This window comes from Candidatus Poriferisodalis sp. (assembly GCF_965215815.1).
Lineage (GTDB): Bacteria > Actinomycetota > Acidimicrobiia > Acidimicrobiales > Poriferisodalaceae > Poriferisodalis.
In genome coordinates this window covers 58,577-77,445 of sequence record NZ_CBDCEO010000012.1, presented here as the reverse complement: position 1 = coordinate 77,445, position 18,869 = coordinate 58,577, and the positions used below count along the sequence as shown (strand labels likewise).

General features: G+C 66.1%; 12 protein-coding genes. 7 read left to right on the top strand and 5 right to left on the bottom strand.

Translation table 11 applies throughout. The features are described from left to right. Nucleotides 1-23: 23 nt before the first annotated feature. Complete coding sequence (locus ACOOHB_RS02345; protein WP_420443220.1) at nt 24-1,679, top strand: AMP-binding protein; 1,656 nt, start codon at nt 24-26, stop codon at nt 1,677-1,679. Between the two features lie 85 nt (nt 1,680-1,764). Here the strand turns inward: ACOOHB_RS02345 and ACOOHB_RS02340 are convergent, their stop codons facing one another. Further along, on the bottom strand, nt 1,765-2,751 hold the full coding sequence (locus ACOOHB_RS02340; protein ID WP_420443219.1) for an NADPH:quinone oxidoreductase family protein: 987 nt from the start codon (nt 2,749-2,751) through the stop codon (nt 1,765-1,767). Nucleotides 2,752-2,878: 127 nt separating this feature from the next. Here ACOOHB_RS02340 and ACOOHB_RS02335 point away from each other — a divergent pair, with 127 nt between their 5' ends. Beyond that, nucleotides 2,879-3,862, top strand: a complete 984-nt coding sequence (locus ACOOHB_RS02335; protein ID WP_420443218.1) for an isopenicillin N synthase family dioxygenase — start codon at nt 2,879-2,881, stop codon at nt 3,860-3,862. Between the two features lie 52 nt (nt 3,863-3,914). On the opposite strand, the gene ACOOHB_RS02330 is transcribed toward ACOOHB_RS02335, so the two are convergent. Together ACOOHB_RS02330 and ACOOHB_RS02325 are read right to left on the bottom strand one after the other, a co-directional pair. Then, a complete protein-coding gene (locus tag ACOOHB_RS02330; RefSeq protein WP_420443217.1) occupies nt 3,915-6,437 on the bottom strand; it encodes a CaiB/BaiF CoA transferase family protein in 2,523 nt (840 codons plus the stop codon). Nucleotides 6,438-6,499: 62 nt separating this feature from the next. After that, nucleotides 6,500-7,168: a hypothetical protein gene (locus ACOOHB_RS02325; protein WP_420443216.1), complete on the bottom strand. Its 669-nt coding sequence runs from the start codon at nt 7,166-7,168 to the stop codon at nt 6,500-6,502. Nucleotides 7,169-7,317: 149 nt separating this feature from the next. Here ACOOHB_RS02325 and ACOOHB_RS02320 point away from each other — a divergent pair, with 149 nt between their 5' ends. Further along, nucleotides 7,318-8,760: an amidase gene (locus tag ACOOHB_RS02320; RefSeq protein WP_420443215.1), complete on the top strand. Its 1,443-nt coding sequence runs from the start codon at nt 7,318-7,320 to the stop codon at nt 8,758-8,760. Between the two features lie 161 nt (nt 8,761-8,921). Further along, nucleotides 8,922-10,085, top strand: a complete 1,164-nt coding sequence (locus ACOOHB_RS02315; RefSeq protein WP_420443214.1) for a CaiB/BaiF CoA transferase family protein — start codon at nt 8,922-8,924, stop codon at nt 10,083-10,085. Nucleotides 10,086-10,222: 137 nt separating this feature from the next. Here ACOOHB_RS02315 and ACOOHB_RS02310 read toward each other — a convergent pair whose 3' ends face one another. Further along, nucleotides 10,223-10,390: a DUF2188 domain-containing protein gene (locus ACOOHB_RS02310; protein WP_420443213.1), complete on the bottom strand. Its 168-nt coding sequence runs from the start codon at nt 10,388-10,390 to the stop codon at nt 10,223-10,225. Between the two features lie 241 nt (nt 10,391-10,631). Here ACOOHB_RS02310 and ACOOHB_RS02305 point away from each other — a divergent pair, with 241 nt between their 5' ends. Continuing rightward, the gene (locus ACOOHB_RS02305; RefSeq protein WP_420443212.1) at nt 10,632-11,096 is read left to right on the top strand and encodes an NYN domain-containing protein; all 465 of its coding nucleotides are present in this window, start codon (nt 10,632-10,634) and stop codon (nt 11,094-11,096) included. 260 nt (nt 11,097-11,356) lie between these two features. Here ACOOHB_RS02305 and ACOOHB_RS02300 read toward each other — a convergent pair whose 3' ends face one another. Beyond that, nucleotides 11,357-12,235, bottom strand: coding sequence for an acyl-CoA thioesterase (locus ACOOHB_RS02300; RefSeq protein WP_420443211.1), 879 nt, complete (start codon nt 12,233-12,235; stop codon nt 11,357-11,359). Between the two features lie 290 nt (nt 12,236-12,525). On the opposite strand from ACOOHB_RS02300, the gene ACOOHB_RS02295 reads away from it, so the two are divergent. Beyond that, nucleotides 12,526-17,112 carry a choice-of-anchor R domain-containing protein gene (locus ACOOHB_RS02295; protein WP_420443210.1) on the top strand — a complete coding sequence of 1,529 codons (4,587 nt, stop codon included), beginning with the start codon at nt 12,526-12,528 and terminating at the stop codon, nt 17,110-17,112. Nucleotides 17,113-17,125: 13 nt separating this feature from the next. Then, entirely contained in the window at nt 17,126-18,733 is a 1,608-nt protein-coding gene (locus ACOOHB_RS02290) for a choice-of-anchor R domain-containing protein (protein WP_420443209.1), read from the top strand. Nucleotides 18,734-18,869 lie beyond the last annotated feature (136 nt).

Here is an 18,869-nt window from a genome sequence, read left to right as displayed (position 1 = left end):
GGGCGAAGTCTACGATTCCGCCGATGGGCACCGGTGACCAAGGCACGAGTCGTGACGGCTGGACGCTGCCAGGGCTCGTTCAGGAAGCGGCGAGGTCGCATGGCGCTCGCGAGTTTCTCTCATTCGAAGACGGCCGCACGGTCAGCTTCGCCGAGTTCGACGAGCTGACCGACCGGCTCGCCACCGCCCTCGCCGACCTGGGACTCCAACCTGAAGATCGGCTGCTGGCATTGCTCACCAACAGCGCCGAGTTCATGTTGCTGATGATCGCCACCCACAAGCGGCGGGCGATCTTCGTCCCGGTCAACACCGACCTGCGTGGTGCATTCCTGGAGCATCAGGTACGAAATTCCGGACCTCGGATCGTGGCGGTTGATCACGGCCTGCTGGACCGGTTCGACGATGTGGACACCGGGGCGATCTCCTCACTAGGTGCCGACATCGAGACCACGCTGCTGGTCGACGACGGCAGCCACTGCAGCGCCCCGGGCGGAGCGCTGATGGGCACAGCGGTGCTGGCGGTCAGCGACCTGCTCGACACGACGACACGGCCCGATGCAGTGCTGGAAGCCAAGCCCAGCGATGTCTGCACGATCATGTACACCTCAGGCACCACGGGCCCCGCCAAGGGTGTGCTCATGCCTCAGGCGCACTGTTACCTGTTCGGTCTCACGACAGCACAAGCGTTGGAGATCACACCTGAAGACCGCTTCTATTGCTGTATGCCGATGTTCCACGCGAACGGGCTGTTCATGCAGGTGTACGCCTCGCTGCACGGCGGCGCTTCGGTGTACGTCACCAAGCGGTTCAGCGTGGCCCAGTGGCTCGACATCGTCATCGACAACGGCATCACGCTCACGAACGCCCTCGGCGTCATGCCGGAGTTCATCTGGCGCAGCCCCCGAACCGATCGCGACCGGGACCATCAGCTGCGCGCCGTCATCGCCCTCCCCGTCGCCGAGGAATGGGCCACCGGGTTCGAGGAACGCTTCGGCGTGCGGATCGTGCAGGGCTACGGGATGACCGAGGTCAACATGGTTGCCCTCACCCGCCCCGCAGATCCAGTGATGTCGGGATGTGCTGGTCCGCCGCTGGATGACTACTTCGAAGTGATCGTCGCCGACCCTGCGACCGATCTTCCGTTGCCGCGCAACGAGACCGGCGAGATCCTCGTGCGGCCCCGCGTGCCGTACTGCTTCAACGTCGGCTACCACCAGATGCCCGACAAGACCGTCGCAGCGTGGCGCAATCTGTGGTTCCACACCGGCGATGCCGGCAAGTTCGACAACGCCGGACGGCTGCACTTCGTCGACCGGCTGAACGACCGCATCCGCCGGCGTGGCGAGAACATCTCCAGCTACGAGGTGGAGACCGTCATCAACGGCTACGCGGGTGTCATCGAGAGCGCCGTCGTCGGACTCCGGGTGGAAGGTGCCGGCGGCGAGGATGAGGTGCTGGCCGTGGTGGCCGTCGACGGCCCGGCTCCCGACCCGGTCGTGTTCCTCGACTGGTGCGTGCCCCGGATGCCCCGCCACAGCGTGCCGCGCTACCTGCAGTTCGTCGCCGAGCTGGACAAGACAGCTTCCGGCAAGATCCGCAAGCAAGTGATCCGGGACGCAGGCGTCACCGCCGAACTTTGGGACCGCGAATCGGTCGGCTACACCGTGGCCCGCGGCTGAGCAGGCACAAACAACACAACGGCCCGCGGCTGAGCGGGCACAAACGACACAGCGGCCCGCGGCTAGGCGAGCCAGCCGTAGCCGCCTACAGGTCGGGGCGGACCAGGACCCTGCCGGTGGTCTTGCGCTCGTGCAGCGCCTGCAGCCCGTCGAGCAGCCCTTCGAGCGGCAATACCTGGCTGACCAGCGGGTCCAGCCTGCCATCGGCAACCTGGGGCCAGAGCTCGTCGTAACACTCTTCGAGCACCTCGTCCATGCGGCCCCGATAGCCGCCCATGTGAACGCCGACCACGGAATAGTTCTTGACCAGCAAGTGGTTGGCGGGCGCCTGGGGGATGGTGCCGCTGGCGAAACCCACCACCAGCAGCCGACCTTCCCATGCCACGAGGCGCCTTGCGATGTCGAAGTACTTGCCGCCGACAGGGTCATAAATGATGTCGCAGCCCCGGCCGCCGGTGGCGTCCATCACCGACTTGTACAGGTCGTCGCCGTCGTAGTCGATGACGACATCAGCGCCGAGCTGGCGGCACGCCTCCACCTTGACGGGACCCCCTGCGGCGGCGATCACCGTGCATCCCGCAGCCTTGGCCATCTGCACGGCAGCCGATCCGACGCCTCCAGCGGCCGCCAGCACCAGCACCGTCTCACCGGCTCGCATCTGCCCCCGCCGGTACAGCGAGAACCATGCCGTCCCATAGATGACATTGGCAGCACATGCCGCCGGGATCGACACGTTGTCGGGCACGTGCCGTGCCGTTGCGCCCTTGATCAGCGCCTCGCTGGCATAACCGCCCCAGCTACCCGTGCCCGAGCCGATCACCCGGTCGCCGACGGCGAGATCGCAATCGGGACCGACCTCGACCACCGTGCCCGAAGCACCCATGCCGGGCGTGAACGGCGGACTCGAACGCACCTGGTAGGTGCCCTGGCAATGCAGGATGTCAGCGAAGTTCAGGTCGGTGGCCTCCACGGTGATGCGTGCCTGGCCGGGCCCTGGCTCGGGCGAGGGGTACTCGCCCAGCTCCAGCACGTCCCACGGGTAGCCCAACTCGTTCAGTCGCCATGCTCTCATGGGGCCGAACCGTACCAACGCGCTGTGACGACCCGCTGGCCAGCCCCGCCGGTCATGCCCCAAGCCCCGGTTCGCCGTGGCGCGTACGCTCGTAGCGGCAGTCGGCGCCAGCAATCGAGGGGACGAGATGGCACTCATCGTCGAGCAATCGCCAGTGACAGACGTGATCCCCGTCCTGGACCTGTCGCCACTGAACCAGACGGCGCCAGACCCGGCGGCCGTCGCAGCGCTCGCCAGCGACTTGCGACGTGCGCTGACCGAGATGGGCTTCTTCTTCATCGTCAACCACGGCGTGCCATGGGAAATGGTTGATGGGATCTTCGACTCGGCCCGGAAGCTGCACGCACTTCCGCAGCCGGCCAAGGACTCGATCCCGATGGGGAAGCTGGTCGGCGGCTATCTCGGCATGGGCGGTGGCACGTCATACGCCTCCGACATCGCGGGACCGGTACGCAAGCCCAACCAGAACGAGGCCTTCTTCTGCCACCGGCACGGCTACCACGAGAGCAACCAGTTCCCGCCGCTTGAAGGATTCGCGGCGAGGGTCGAGGCCTATATCGACCAGGTCATCAACCTTGGCGGTCGGCTGCTGGGGGTGCTGGCGCAGTCGCTGGACTTGCCGCACGACTGGTTCGTGCCGGATTTCGACAAGCCGAGCGTGACGCTGCGCATGTCGCACTACCCGCCGATGGACTACTCGGACAACGAGTGGGGCCTCGCCCCCCACACCGACAGCTCGGTCTTCACGTTCCTGCCCGCCAACGAAGTGCCGGGGCTGGAGATCCGACCCGCCGGCCATGACTGGATCAGGCCGCCGCAGCTCGCTGAGTCGTATCTGGTCAACAGCGGCGACATGCTGAAGCGCTGGACGAATGGCGTGTACCTGTCCACAGCGCATCGGGCCCGCAACCCCACTGACGGCGAGCGCTACGCGGCGCCGTTCTTCTACGGCGCCCGGGATGACGCCGTGGTCGCGCCAGTTCCCACGACGGTCAGCGACGAGGTGCCGGCTCGCTGGGAGCCGATCACTTACGGCGACTACCAGCGCTGGTTCCTGAACCGGAACTACGAGAACGTCACCGGCGAGGCCGTCGGCGAAGCGCCGAGCTAGACAGCGCGGCCCTCCTGGCCTCTCCCAAGAGCGTGCTCTACGCCGAAACGGCCTACTCGAGCACGCCGGCGACGGCCAGCTCGGTAATCCGGTCCGGGTCGTAGCCGAGCAGCTGTTCGAGCACCTCGAAGGTGTGCTCGCCGTAGGTCGGGCCGCCATGGCCGATGCCGTCGGAGCTGCGTGACATCGCGAAGCGGGTGCCTTCCACCCACATCGTGCCGTTCGTACCGTGGGCGACGTTGCGGAAGTGGTTCCGGTGCGCAAGCTGCGGATCGTCGGTCATGATCTCGGAGTTCGCAATCGCGTGCGCCGGGACGCCAGCCGCCTGCAGCTCGTTGTGCGCCTCGACGCCGTCTCGCTCAGACGTCCACGCCGTGATCAGCCCACCGATCTCATCAGCCCGCTCGCGACGTTCGTCAACGCCGAGTCCGCCAAGCCCGTCAGCACCGATGACTGCGCACAGCGCTCGCCACCTTCGGGATCGGCGCAGCCAGCTCCATCCCGCTGCACCGTCGGCACCGATGATGCCGCACAGCGCTCGCCACTGGTCGTCGCTCTCGCAGGCCACCGCAATCCAGCAGTCCTCGCCGGCCGAGGCAAACACGCCGTGCGGCGACATGGCGGGATGGTCGTTGCCCAGCTTGTCGGGCAGGTGCGCATTCACGTTGTAGTCGAGCACCGCCGGGGCGAGGAACGACATCGACGCTTCTGCCTGGGACAGATCGATGTACTGACCTTCGCCAGTGCGGTCGCGGTGGTCCAGCGCGGCCAGCAAAGCAGCGCTCAGGAACTTCGGCGACACGTAATCGGTGTAGGCGCCGAACACGCCCGCCGGGTCTCGGTCGGGCCAGCCGGTCATCTCGTAGAAGCCGGACATCGACGCCCCCATCGTGCCGAAACCGGCCAACGACGACAGCGGGCCGCTCTGGCCGAACAGGCAGCTCGACGCCATGATGATGTCGGGCTTGACGGCCCGCAGGTCGTCATAGGACAGACCAAGATTCTGCAGGGCATGGGGTGAGAACGACTCGCACACCACGTCGGCCCAGCGCACGAGATCCAGGATCAGGTCGCGGCTCTCGGGCTTGGAAATGTCGATGGTGATGCCGAGCTTGCCGGCGTTCATGTTCTGGTAGAGGCCGCCGTTGTCGGCGCCGGCCTCGTTGTTCAGGAACGGCTGGATGGTTCGGGCCGCTTCGACCTTGTGGGACGACTCGACACGCACCACGGTTGCGCCCCAGTCGGCCAGAACCCGTGTCGATCCCGGACCGGCCATGACCCACATGAAGTCCAGGATCTTGACGTCCGCAAGCGGGAGGGATGGGTCGCGATGGCTCGTGCCGGCCGCAGCCACCAGCGCATCGGACACGGACACCGCTGCGGCAGCACCCGCCTCTGCGAGCACTTCGTCGGTGTGCTCGCCCACCGATGGCGGGGGCGTCGAGACGTCCAGCGGGGTGGCGCTGAACTGTGCCAACGGACCCGGATAGCGCACCGAGTCCAAGCCTGCGGTGGGAATGTCCCGCCAGAAGTCCCGCTCGGTGTACTGGGGCGACTCGACCACGTCTGCGACCGTGGTGACGGGCACGATGAGCAGCCGCTGGTCCAGCGCCACCTCCAACAGCTCGGCCTTGGTGCGAGTGGCGGTGAAGTCCGCCGCAACCTGCTGGATGCGCTCGTACTCCGTGGGCGGAATGCGGCCGGTGATCACGCCCTCCACGAAGTGGATCCAGTCGATCTCGAGGTCGCTGTCGGCGCAGCCGCCCTGGGTGTGCATCCATTCGAACAGCCGTGCTCCGAAGGGGCCGATGGACTCGCCGAACAGGATGGTTGCCGAGACGTAGCCGTCAGCGGCGGGCGAGCGCAGTCGCACCCGGAACGGCCCAAGCCGTGCTCCGCCGCTCATGCGCAACATCTCCGGCGAGTTGTAGAGGTGACACAGCGTGGCGGACTGCGTGGCCTGGGTCACTGCCTGCTGGGCGCTGACATCGATGTGCTGGCCCTGACCAGAACGTTTGCGATCCCGGAGCGCGATCAGCGCGGCCACAGCAGCCTCCGCGGATGCGTGCAGGAAACACTGATCGAGCGGGATGCGCAACGGGGGCCGATCCTCGTCGCCCATGACGTTGGACAACATGCCGGCGGCCGAGATGATCAAGTCCGTGGCTGCCCAGCCCGCCTTGGGTCCGGTTTGGCCGAACGGCGTGATGGACGTGTACACGAGTCCCGGATTGACCGCTGCGAGATCGTCGGGTCCGAGGCCCCTCGCCGACATGGCGCCGGGCTCATCGGACTCGATCAACACGTCAGCGCTCGCTGCCAGGTCGCGCAGCCGCTGCTGATCCTGCGAGTCGTCGAGATCCAGCACCGCGCTGCGCTTGCCGCGGTTGTAGGACCAGAACCACAGCGAGGCTTCGGGGTCGCCTTCTCGTCCAGCGACGAACGGCCCGACGGTGCGCGAGGCGGACCCGCCCGGTGGCTCCACCAGGATCACATCCGCGCCGAGGTCGGCCAGCAGCGCTCCGGCCATCTGACCTCGATGGTCCGACAGGTCCAGTACTCGACAGTCCAGCACGGTGATTCCTTTCGCCGAGGTGGTTGCGCGCAGAACCTAGTTCGCCTGTGTGAGGGCACCGATCAGCGACCCAGCACCGGCTGGGCCTCGACGACTCGCAGCATGACCGGGGTGGGGATCACGACGGGTCCGACGGTGCCAGCGAGCCCGGTATTGGATGTCCATCGAACCGTCCAGACCGACTGAACCGCTGCCCGGAAGCGACCGGGTCGCCGTGCTGTGGACGCCCGCTGGAAGGTATGGCTGCAGAGCGAGCGGGTGCCTGGCACGAGCCACGGCAGACCCGGCCCTGGGCAGGAAACGAGCGGCGAGCCGTCCCCAGGCACCAATTGCAAGGCCACGGGCGTTGCAACAAGGGTGACCACCACGCTCCCGGCCGCAACGATGCGCACGATGGGTCGCCAGCTTGCCGCCGGCACCCAGAACCAGGTGTCGACTCCGGCGAGCGTGCGAACGCGCCGCGCGGGCGGCGCGAACAGCGGCACAGGTCGTGGGAACGACAGTGACGACAGTGCTCGGTTGGCAGCAACGCCCACCCGGGGGGCTCGATGGGCCGGGTCGCGGCTGGACACCACGATGTGCACGCCCTCCAATGCCGGGTCCCGTGCTGGCGGCCGGTCGGGCAGTCCAGAACTGCCGCCACCGAGCGTGAGCGCCGGACCGGCCGCGTCCGCCGGCAGCGCAGCGAGGCTGACGGAACACAGACATGCCGCCAGCGCGATGAATTTCATGAGTTTTCGCACCAGCACACTGTCGTGACAATCGTCCCGTCGAGCAAGCGGATTTCGCACGGTCGACGCAGGCGGGCGGCGGGAAGAGGCGGCGAACTAAGTTGCCAGCACTGTTCGTTACGAACTCGTCGGACCGGAAGGACCAGCACATGGCCGCAGACGATTTCGCGTACGCCACCACGATGGAGACTGCGGCCGCCATCGCTGCTGGCGACGTCTCCTCCCGAGAGCTGCTCGAAGCCGCGCTCGCGAGAGTCGACCGTCTCGACGGTCCCATCAATGCGGTCGTCGCCCTCGATGCCGAGCGGGCACTGGGCGCCGCCGACGCCGCAGACGCGGCAGTGGCGCGGGGCGACGAACTGGGGCCGCTGCATGGTGTGCCCATCACCATCAAGGACTCGTTCCAGACCGAGGGGCTCGTCACCACGTCGGGTGCCCCGGCGCTGGCCGAATTCGTGCCCGAGCGCGACGCCGACCCTGTGGCCCGCTACAAGGCGGCTGGGGCGATCGTGTTCGCCAAGACCAACCTGCCGCTGTTCGCCGGCGACGCCCAGTCCTACAACGAGGTCTACGGCACCACCGCCAACCCGTACAACATCGAGCACACTCCCGGCGGATCCTCGGGCGGGTCGGGCGCAGCGCTGGCCGCCGGCTACACGCCGCTGGAACTCGGTTCCGATATCGGCGGCTCGATCCGTATCCCGTCGCATTGGTCCGGTGTCGTCGGGCACAAACCCAGCTACGGCGTCGTCTCGGCGCTCGGTCAGATCCCCGGCATGCCCGGGACGCTGAGCCAAGCCGACATCGCCGTGGCGGGCCCGATGGCCCGTGACGTCGACGATCTGGAGATGGCTCTCGACGTACTCGCCGGACCCGATGCCTGGAACTCGAAGGCCTACTCGCTGGACCTGCCACCTGCCCGCCACTCCGACATCTCCGACTTCCGGGTGGCGGTATGGCTCGATGAGGAGTCCTGCCCGATCGACACCCAGTACCGGGAACTGCTGTTGGGGGCCGCAGACGCCTTGGAGCAGGCGGGCGCCCGGGTTGACACCAATGCTCGCCCGGCGTTCACCTACGACAAGGCAGTCGACACCTTCTTGCACCTGCTCTCGGCAGCCGAAGCCGGTACGTGGACGCTTGCGCAGCTGGAAGACATCGCTTCCTCGAGAGACGAGCCTCAGGGAGATCTGGGCATCTGGTACGCCGCGATGCGCCATCGGGAGTGGCTGAGCTGGCATGAACGCCGGCTCCAGCAGCGTCGGCGCTGGGAGGATTTCTTCACCAATTGGGACGTGGTGCTGCTGCCGGTGACCCCGACCGCTGCGGTCCGCCACGATCACAGCCGCCCGGCCACCAATCGCCGGATCACCGTGAACGGCGAGACCCGGCCCTACTTCGACATCATCAAGTGGATGGGCCTCACCGGTGTGTCCTGGCTGCCAGCAACCGTGGTGCCCGTCGGCATGGTTGGGGACCTGCCGGTCGGCGTGCAGATCGCCGGGCCGTTCCTGGAGGACCGCACGACACTGGCGGTCGGCCGCTTCTTGCAAGAGGCGCTGGACGGCTTTCAACGGCCCGCCGGCTTCTGAGCAACGCAGCGCCCATCACATCGCCGCGAGCCGATACCCCTTACGGATACGTCGCGGCGCGCCATGAGTTCACCAAGAGCGGGCACACAGCATCTCCACGCCGTCACAAGATTCATCCGCCACCACGCCGGAACGCCCGGCACTCGCTAGAGGAGACACCGATGGGTACAGGACCGCTCGACGGCATCACCGTGGTGGACGTGTCAAGCGCCGTCGCGGGCGCATGGGTGTCGACGCAGCTCGCCGAAATGGGTGCCGAGGTGGTGTTGATCGAGAAGGTGGGCGCTTCCGACGTCATGCGCCTGACCGGTGCAATCGTCGGCGACCAATCGGGCTGCTGGGTCCAGATGCACCGCAACAAGCGCGGCATGGATCTCGACATCCGCGACACGCGTGGGCGCGAGATACTGCTGCAGCTCGTCGAGGGTGCCGACGTGTTCATCCAGAACTTTCGACCCGGAGTGGCCGAACGCCTGCGCGTCGGTTACGAGGATCTCAGCGCAATCAACCCCGATCTCGTGTACTTGTCGGTGTCGGGTTTCGGTCCCGACGGGCCGTATGCGCACCAACCGGTGTACGACCCGATCATCCAATCGTTGTCAGGCATGACCGAGGCGCAGGGCGGCGATTTCGTCAAGTCTGCTACTGCAGACAAGACCACGGCGATGACGGGGGCCAACGCTGTCCTCGGGGCCTTGCTGGCCCGGTCGAACGGCGCTGGCGGCCAGCACGTCGAGGTCAACCTGCTCGATTCGACGCTGTCGTGGATGTGGCTCGACTATTTCTGGAATGAGTCGGTGCCCGAGGCCCCGCGAACGCCCACCTACAGCGAGTGGTACAGCCCATGGCAGACGATCGACGGCTGGGTGGGTGCCATCTGGCCCTCCGACGAGCAGTACGCCCGCGTGTGCCTGAAGCTGGGGGTGTCGCATTTGGCCGACGATCCTCGCTTCGCCACCCGCGAGGCCCGGATACGCAACTCGAATGAACACCAGCGAGAATTCGCCAAACTGCTCGGCGAGTTCACCACAGCCGACGCACTCAAGGCCTTATCCGAAGCCGACGTTCCCTGTGCGCCCGTGCTGAGTATCACCGAAGTGTTCGACGACCCCCAGGTGAAGCACAACGAAACGGTGCTCACCCACCATCATCCCGTCGTGGGCCAGGTCCGCACGGCTCGCTTTCCGGCTCGGTTCAGCAAGACGCCGACACAACTGGAGCGCATGGCACCGGACAAAGGCGAGCACACCGATGAGGTGCTGACCGAGCTGGGGCGCTCCCCCACCGACATCGCAGAGCTGCGCAGCAACGGCATCGTCGCCTGAGCACAGACCGCAATCCGGCCTTCCGAGAGCCTTTTGGCAATCTTGTGCATCGGGCGTGGTCTGGGACGTAGGCGACGCCCAGACAGGCGGGCGGCCCCGGCCGAGGCTCGGTGCACGACCCGGCTGCATGCGTTCGGTTACAGGATGATCGAGACCTTGCCGTCCCTGGCCTTCTGTCGCCATTCCTCCGCTGCCCGTTCAGCCTCGGCGAGCGTGGCGTGCTGCGACTCCGGATTGTGGGCACCTGGAGCTCGCACATCCCAGCCGCCGCCGCGGTTCTTGACCACAAGCCGTTTATCCCCCATGCCCTGTTCCTATCTTTTCAATGCGATTTATGTATTTTCAATATAGACTGTACATATGCGAGTCGGCGCGTACGTAGATGGACTCAATGTCTATTACGGCGGACGCGCTCTCTGTGGCCGAAACGAGGACGGCTGGCGTTGGCTCAATCTCGCCGCGTTGACTCAGCGCCTTGTGCACCGTAATCGAGCCTGGAGCGCCGCCGGTGCTGCCGTGTCGCGCATTGTCTAATGCACGGCCATCGTGAGCGGTCAGAGCGATCCCGGGGCGCGGATACGTCAGCAGACCTACCTGAACGCGCTGAGGGCCAGCGGAGGAGTCGACATCGAGTTGGGTGCCTTCATGACGCGCAAGGTGCGCGGCATAGAGACAGCCGACGGGCGGCACGCGGAAATCGAGACCCTGGAAGAGAAGGGCTCCGACGTCAACGTCGCTGCACATCTGTTGATCGACTTGCACACCCAGCAGATTGACGCTGCTGTACTCATCACCAACGACAGCGACCTCCGGCTTCCGGCTCGACATGCTCGCCGACACATTCCCGTGGGCACCGTGAACCCGCGCGGCACCCCGACGGCAGGTGGTTTACGCGGTGATCGAGACGGGGGTCCTGGCGGCCACTGGTGGTACCGGCTCACCGCCGACGATCTCCGTGCCTGCCAACTACCCGCCATCGTCGATGGTCACCGACGCCCCAAGGGCTGGTAGTTCGCCGCGAACGGGTCATGCGCTGTGGGGTTGCACGGGACCGCTACAGGCCGTATGGTTGGACTCACCCACCCGGTGCCAACCGTTTCGACGGCGGTGCCGGGTCTTTTCTTTGCGGGGCTACTGGCCCCGCATCGGGACCCGAACGAATCGCAGCAGACTCCCGCGTGATCTCGCGGCGACATCGCCTACATGCACGCCGAGCTGAGCAGCGGTATTGAGCCGAGAGCCCTGCTGCCACCGTGTGCTCTGTGCCGTCCTTAGAGGCGGGCGAGGGCCTCTTGGACGGCGGTGGCTACTAGGCGGCCGTCTTGCCAGAAGCGGGCCTCGGCGGTGCCTCGGTTGCCGCCTGCCATCAGCGGACGCTGCTCGCAGTAGATCCACTCGTCGGCACGGGCGGGTGCGTGGAACCACATGGCGTGATCCAGGCTGACCACCTGTACGCCATCGTCCAGCCACGTGACGCCGTAGGGCACGATCACGTTGTCGGCAAGGCAGTCGTCGCTCATGTAGGCGATCACCGCTTCGTGAATGGCCGGGTCGTCGGGCAGCCGGCGAGGGGCCCGGAACCAGTAGTCGATACCGCCGCGTGGCGACGGCCCCGTCGGTGCCCACGGGGCGTAGGCAAGGCGGTATTCCACCGGCCGGGTCATGTACGACCACTGCTCGCCGAAGATCGGGCCCACCTCGGCAATGCACTCCTGAAAGGTGGGCAGCGACTCGGGTGGCGCCACATCGGATGGCATCGGACACTCGATGTCGACCGGGCCCGCCTCAGGAACATGGAAGGTCGCCATCAGCTCGAAGATCAGCCGGTCGGACTGATGCGCTTGGGCCCGGCGCGTGCAGAACGCCCGTCCGTCGCGCACGCGGTCGACGGTGTAGTCCACGTCCGCCATGCCGTCGCCGCCCCGCAGGAACACGGCATGCACCGAGTTCATCAACCGGCCCTCTTCCACTGTGCGCTGTGCCGCCACGACCGCCTGCCCGAGCACATGCCCGCCATACAGGCCGAAATCGTCGAAGCCCGAGCCCTTGCCCCGGAAGGCATCTGCTTCGGCATCGACGCGCTGCAGATCCAGCAGGTCGAGCAGCTCATCCAATGCCTCTGTGACGTCAGTAACGGGGGTGTCTTTCACGGCCTAGTTCCTTAGCAGATGGCGGTGCCCGTGCACCGTTCCGCTCACCGCCGCCGGACTACTCGTAGCCGGGTGGAGAGACGAAGCCGCCGAGCGTGCGCTCGAACAGGGCCCCACAGCGGATCGAGCGACGGTCCCCCAGGACTTCGCGCCAAGATGACGCAGTGTGAGATAGCCTCAGAGATTCATGCATATATCTCACGTACTGTGGTCGCTTGGCCGTAATGGGTTGCGCGCCATGACCCCCCCCCCCCCCTCGACTCTGGGGTTCGGCCGGCCGGAGGTAGGTCGTGACCGCCTCCCGGCGTCGTGCGACGCTCCCGCTGCTGCTCGTCGGGCTGGGCGCCATTGCCGCGCTGGCGAGCGTGTTGTGGTTCGCTGACGGCCCGAATCCCGCCCACGCCCAGACTCTGACGAACCAGGACGCCACCGGCGCGCCGGTGGTGCTGGCTTCCGCGGAGGATCCCGGCGTGTTTGCTGTGGACACTTCGGGCATCGGCGACCCCGACGGGATCCCCAATGTGGGCCGCCAGCTTGCGACGGGCATCCTTCACGACTTCTCCTACCGGTGGATCCGGGTCGACGGCGACACCGAGATTGTGGTGGGCGCCGACTCGACCGAGTACCGGCAGGTCGCCGGCCAAATAGAACTTGTCGCCGGCGTAACGGCCACAGATGCGGAGCTGATGATCGAGTCGGGCCGCTACCGGCGTGTCGAGGCTGATATCGGCAAGCTGCTCAAGGTGGAGGTGTCGTTCACCGACAGCTTGGGCAACTCAGAGACGGTCACCAGCCTGCCGTTCGGCCCGGTTCCCGCACCGGCGCCGCCGCTGCCCGCGTCGACGCTGGTCGCCAACACCGCCCAGTCGGACTCGGCTACGGCGGTGATCACCGCGCAGTACGCCATGGGGTTCCAGTTGGGAGATCACGGCCTGGGCTATGAGATCTCGGGCGTGTCGATCGAGCTGGCCGCGGTGCCGTCGTCGGGCCTGACCGTGTCGCTGTGGATGGGCCGCGCTCCTGGGTCGGGCACCGCTGGTGCGCGCACCAGGCTGTTCGACTTTGAGAACCCGTCCTCGTTCGCCGCCGGCCTGAACGAGTTCACGGCCCCGCCGGGCGCGTTCGCGTACCAAAACGTCGACTACTTCATCGTTCTGTCGGACTTCGGGACGTCGCTGTCGATCAAAGAGACCACAACCGACGACCAGGACGACGAGGACGATGCCGTATTCCGAGAGCCGGGAGCGACGCTGGCCGACAGCGCGGGCGGGGACACCAACGTGCTGCGCCTGGCCATCAAGGGCTCGAGGCGCAACAGCGGCATCCTGGCCTCGAACTACGCGCAAGACGCGGACAAGCAGGAAATCGTCTCGGTCGGCGACGAGGGCGGTATCGAGATCACTGTCGGGGCCGCGGATCGCTACCTCATCCGCGGCGTGACTTTCAGCATGGACAACACCGCAGACGGGGGGGGATTTACCAACCCGTGGTACCTGCGCGACGGCTCCACCAAACTGTTCAAGCTGAGCAACACACGTCAAATCGACGGCATCATGGAATGGACGGCTTCCCAAGGCGCAACCGTGGCAGGAAGCGACTCATACGAGTTCTACCTGGACGTCGACTCGGTGGACCGAATGGGGGGCACCACCTTGAGCCGCTTTTTTGGCTCTTCGTCCAATGAGGAGGACTCGCCGTCGGCGACCGGCGTGACCATCGACGGCGTGAATGCGGATTTGGATCTTGCCATCAACGCACCGCTGATGGCCATCTTCGGCGAGCCGCTGTTTGCGATGGTGCAGAACCTGGGTCAGACCGACAACGGCTACGTCTCGGTCGGCGGTGCCAACAAGGTGCTGTCGCAGGGCTTCACGACCGGTCCCGACCCGGACGGCTACTCATTGCAGGGCTTCGGTGTCAACATCGAGGGGTCCGACAGCAAGTCTCCCGACAGCCCGGTGTCGGTGTCGGCGGCTGTGCACGCCGATTCGGGCGGCAAGCCGGGCGGCAAGCTGTTCGACCTCCTCAGCCCCCGCGAATACGCGGCCGGCCACAGTTTCTTCGAGGCGCCGCCGGGAACGACGCTGGAGGCGAGCACGTCCTGTGTGCTGGTGTGGACCCACAACAGCGGCACCGCGCACCGGTTGCAGAAGACCTCGAGCGGCAGCGAGGACACGGGCGCTCGAACAGGCTTCGCCATCGCGAACGCGTTCTATTCGGGCCCCGACCTCGACAACATGACGATGGACTCTGCCGGCGACGTGCTGGAGCTCGCGGTGTACAGCAGACACCGGCCCAATGCCACCGGCGCGCCGATCGTGCTGGCTTCCGCGGAGGACCCCGGCGTGTTGGCGGTGGACACTTCGGGTATTGGCGACCCCGAGGGGATCCCCAATGTGGGCCGGCCGGGTGCGACGGGCACCCTGCGTGACTTCTCCTACCGGTGGATCCGGGTCGACGGCGGCACCGAGACCGTGGTGAGCGCCGACTCGACCGACTACCGGCAGATCGTCAATAATTTGCACGCTTTGGGCATACGCATCGAGTCGGGCCGCTACCGGCGTGTCGAGGCCGATATCGGCAAGCTGCTCAAGGTGGAGGTGTCGTTCACCGACAACTTCGGCCACGTCGAGACTGTGACCAGCCTGCCGTTCGGCCCGGTTCCCAGGCCGGCGCGCCCCCCGTCGGCGTCGACGCTGGTCGCCAACACCGCCCAGACGCACTCGGCCACGGCGATGATCACCATGCGGTACGTCATGGGCTTCGAGCTGGGCAGTCACGGGCAGGGCTACGACATCTCGGACGTTTCGATCGAGTTGGCCGCGGCGCCGTCCAGCCTGACCGTGTCGTTGTGGATGGGCCGCGCTCCTGGGTCGGGCGCCACTGATGCGCACACCAAGCTGTTCGATTTTGAGAACCCGTCCTCGTTGGAGGCCGGCCTAAACCAGTTCACGGCCCCGCCGGGCGCGTTCGCGTACCAAGGCGTCGATTACTTCATCGTGCTGTCGGATTTCGGCTCGTCGCTGTCGATCAACGTGACGAATTCCGACAATGAGGACACGGGCGGCGAGACGGGAGCGACGCTGGCGGACACCGCCGCGGGCGGGTTCACCAACGTGCTGCGCCTGGCCATCAAGGGCTCGCAGCGCAACAGCGGCATCCTGGTCTCCACCTACGCACAAGACGCGGACGCGCAGGAAATCGTCTCGGTCGGCGACGTGATCGGTTTCGGGATCACTGTCGGGGCAGCGAATCGCTACCTCATCCGCGGTGCGTCCTTCAGCGGGGACAACAGCGAACGAGGGGGGCAATCTACCGCCCCGTGGGATCTGCGCGACGGAACTGACGAGCTGTTCCGCATGGTCAGCACACGTCAGATAAGCGGCATCAACGAATTCACCGCTCCCCAAGGCGCGACCGTGGCAGGAGGGTGCACCACCGACGCAATGACGATGATCGAGACCTGTGAGGAATACAACTTCTACCAGCTAGTGACGGACCCGGACACGGGGTACCGGACGGGAGGCGTCATCCTGTCCCGCTTTTTTGGCACCTCGTCCACTGCGGAGGACTCGCCGAAGGCGGCCGGGGTGACCATCGACGGCCCTACTGATGAATTCAGCCTCGCCACACCGCTGATGGCCATCTTCGGCGAGGCGCTCGACGCGATGGTGCAGAACCTGGGCCAGACCAACAACAGCTATGTCTCTGTTGGCGGCGCCAACGCTCAGGTGCTCTCGCAGGGCTTCACGACCGGTTCGGTTTCGTTCGGGTATCGGCTGCAGGGCATCGGGGTCAACATCGAGGGCTCCAACAGCCAGTTCCCTGACGGCCCCTTGTCGGTTTCGGCGTCGGTACACGCCGACTCGGGCGGCAAGCCGGGCGGCAAGCTGTTCGACCTCGTCAGCCCCGGCGATATTGGGGCGGGCGACAGATTCTTCGAGGCGCCGCCGGGAACGCAACTGAAGCCGGACACTTCTTATGTGCTGGTGTGGCGCTGGAACGGCGGCACCTGGCAACGCTTGCAGCGGACCACCAGCGACAGCGAGGATTCGGGCGCGCTCACAGGCTTCAGCATCGCGGACGCGTACTATCTCGGTGCCGACCTGACCAGCCTGTCTAAGAACACCGGCGGCAATTCGCTGGAGATCGCGGTGTACGGCGTAGCCAACACCGAGACCCCTCGCCCGCCGTTCGTTGAGGGCGGTCATCCGGTGACCACGAGCTGGCTCCACATCCCCGACGACGCCGAGGAGGGGTACCAGTTCAGGGTGCTCTTCGTCACAAATCGCGGGACCCTTCCCACCTCAGGCCACATCGCCGATTACAACGACTTCGTCCAGCAGGAAGCGGCGGGGACCCTGGTGCGGGGCAAACACGTCCGGGATATACCAGCAGCCGAGCCCTACACCGATCCCGTCATTCAGGCGGTCGCCGACGACTTCAAGGCGGTGGTGTGCACCGCTTCGCTCGACGCCCGAACGAACACCGAGATGCCCATCACCGCGATCGGAGTGGCGATCCACTGGCTCGACGGCGGCTGGCAGGACCGCCCCACCCTGATCGCTGATTCCTACGACGGGTTCTACAGCGGCGAGTGGGAAAGCACCGAATACGGCGCCTACGTCACCGGGAACTCCGCGTATTTCCATGAGAACGCCATGGTGTGGACCGGATGCGTTTCCTCGGGGGCCGCGGACCCGCTGTACCCCATGGGTGCGAACAACTTGGTCGCCGTGGGCTCACCGAACGACCCGTCGGCCAACCACGCTCCCATCGGGGCGGTCGATGCCAGTTTGGGGCGCGTCACCGCCAGCATCGACGGATACAGGCCGCTGTATGCGATCTCGCCGGTCTTCACGGTCGTCGGCGAGTAGAGGTCGGTAAGAGATGATGTCGAACAAACGCATCAGTCCCAGCGGCCACGCCCTTGCAGGGGAGGCGCTCGGTGGCCTGCCTGGTCGGGTCTTGAACCCACGCGGCATCAGGGTCGCCCTGGCGGCCTTGGCGGTGATGGTGATGGTGCTGGCGGGCATGGCGTTCTGGTCGACGCCGGCGGACGCGGACGAGCCCCCAGAGCCGCTGTGGTCGGCGGACATGACGGTGACTGAGTACAGCAGCGTCTCGGTCGGCGCAGCCACCGCGGATCTGTTCTCCAATGTGGGCGGGAGCGGAGACTTGCAGGTCAGGTGGCTGTGGTCTTACATCACGGGCCGCGATCTTCGCCTGGCATTCGAGGCCGACGTTGCCGACGCCGCGGACTACACCCTCCAAGTCGGCGATCTCTTCTTGGAGTTTCCTGAGGACAGTTCGGGTGCCAGCAGCTTCAAGTGGAACGACGTGGACGTCGACTGGGAAGACGGCCAAGTCATTCCCGTGCGCATTGTTCCCACAGCGGACATCGACGCTTTTCAGGCCGACACGCCGGTCCCAGATGTCCACACCATCAACGAGGCGCTGAGCAGAATCGCGACGGCGGACTTGGACGACAACGAACCCGAGCCGCAGGTCCTGGTCGCCAACCTGGGCGTCGGGGTGAGCGGCAGCGGCGGGATACAGCGCACCCTTGGCGCCGCTCGGTCAGGGTTTGCCCAGGCGTTCACGACGGGCACGAACACCGGCGGTTACGCACTCGGTGCGGTCGGCATCCAGATTTCGAGCTTTCCTGATGCGTCGAGCGCAGGAGACCAGCTCCAGGTGACGCTCAACAGCACCACAACCGACGGCGAGCCGGGCGACGCGCACTGCACCTTGACCGATCCGTCGACCTTCACCGCGCCGGGCGTGATCGCCTTCGACGCGCCCACAGGCGAAAACGCCTGCCCGCAACTGGCGGCCGAGACGGCCTATTTCGTTGTCATCGAGTGGGTCAGCCCGAGCGGAACCGACGCTTTTGCGCTCATCCCGCAGACCTATTCCACCGAGGAGTCCGCTGCCGGCGACGAGGACCCCGGCGGTGCGCAAGGCTGGTCGATAGCCGACGACGCCTACTACCTCACCGTCAGCTCTGAGGTTCGGACATGGACCGCCTACCACGAGACAGCCAGCTTCAAAATCACAGTGACCGGAACAATCTCACAACAGACCACCGAGACCGAGTCTGAAACCGAAACTGAGGCTGAGGCTGAGACCGAGGCTGAGACCGAGTCGGAACCGGTCCCGTTCACCGTCAGCGTGACCGCCTCTGCCCCGACCACCCACAACGGCACGTCGGAGTTCACCTTCGACCTCGACTTCAGCGAAAACCTCCGCCTGAGCTACAAGACCCTCAAGCTCCACGCCTTCAACGTCACGGGCGGATCCATAAAGAAGGCGCAACGCACCGACAAGCCCAGCAACATCTCCTGGCGCATCACCGTCAAGCCCGACTCCACCGGCGACGTCACCGTCGTACTGCCGATCCCCAACGACTGTGACGACACAGGCACCATCTGCACCGACGACGACCGGAAACTGTCCAACCGCTTGGAGTTCACGGTCAGCGGCCCACACCAATAGACCACGCACCGAACAACCTGCTCGACGCGTGAATTACCCTCAACGATTCATGCGTATACCTCACGCACTGTGGTTGCTTGGCCGTAGTGGGTTGCGCGCCATGACCCCCCCCCCCCCGGACCTTGGCGCTCGGCCA

Coding starts and splice junctions, on each gene's coding strand:
- ACOOHB_RS02345 (WP_420443220.1), top strand. CDS start 24: ATGGGCACCGGTGACCAAGGCACGAGTCGTGACGGCTGGACGCTGCCA.
- ACOOHB_RS02340 (WP_420443219.1), bottom strand. CDS start 2,751: ATGAGAGCATGGCGACTGAACGAGTTGGGCTACCCGTGGGACGTGCTG.
- ACOOHB_RS02335 (WP_420443218.1), top strand. CDS start 2,879: ATGGCACTCATCGTCGAGCAATCGCCAGTGACAGACGTGATCCCCGTC.
- ACOOHB_RS02325 (WP_420443216.1), bottom strand. CDS start 7,168: ATGAAATTCATCGCGCTGGCGGCATGTCTGTGTTCCGTCAGCCTCGCT.
- ACOOHB_RS02320 (WP_420443215.1), top strand. CDS start 7,318: ATGGCCGCAGACGATTTCGCGTACGCCACCACGATGGAGACTGCGGCC.
- ACOOHB_RS02315 (WP_420443214.1), top strand. CDS start 8,922: ATGGGTACAGGACCGCTCGACGGCATCACCGTGGTGGACGTGTCAAGC.
- ACOOHB_RS02310 (WP_420443213.1), bottom strand. CDS start 10,390: ATGGGGGATAAACGGCTTGTGGTCAAGAACCGCGGCGGCGGCTGGGAT.
- ACOOHB_RS02290 (WP_420443209.1), top strand. CDS start 17,126: ATGATGTCGAACAAACGCATCAGTCCCAGCGGCCACGCCCTTGCAGGG.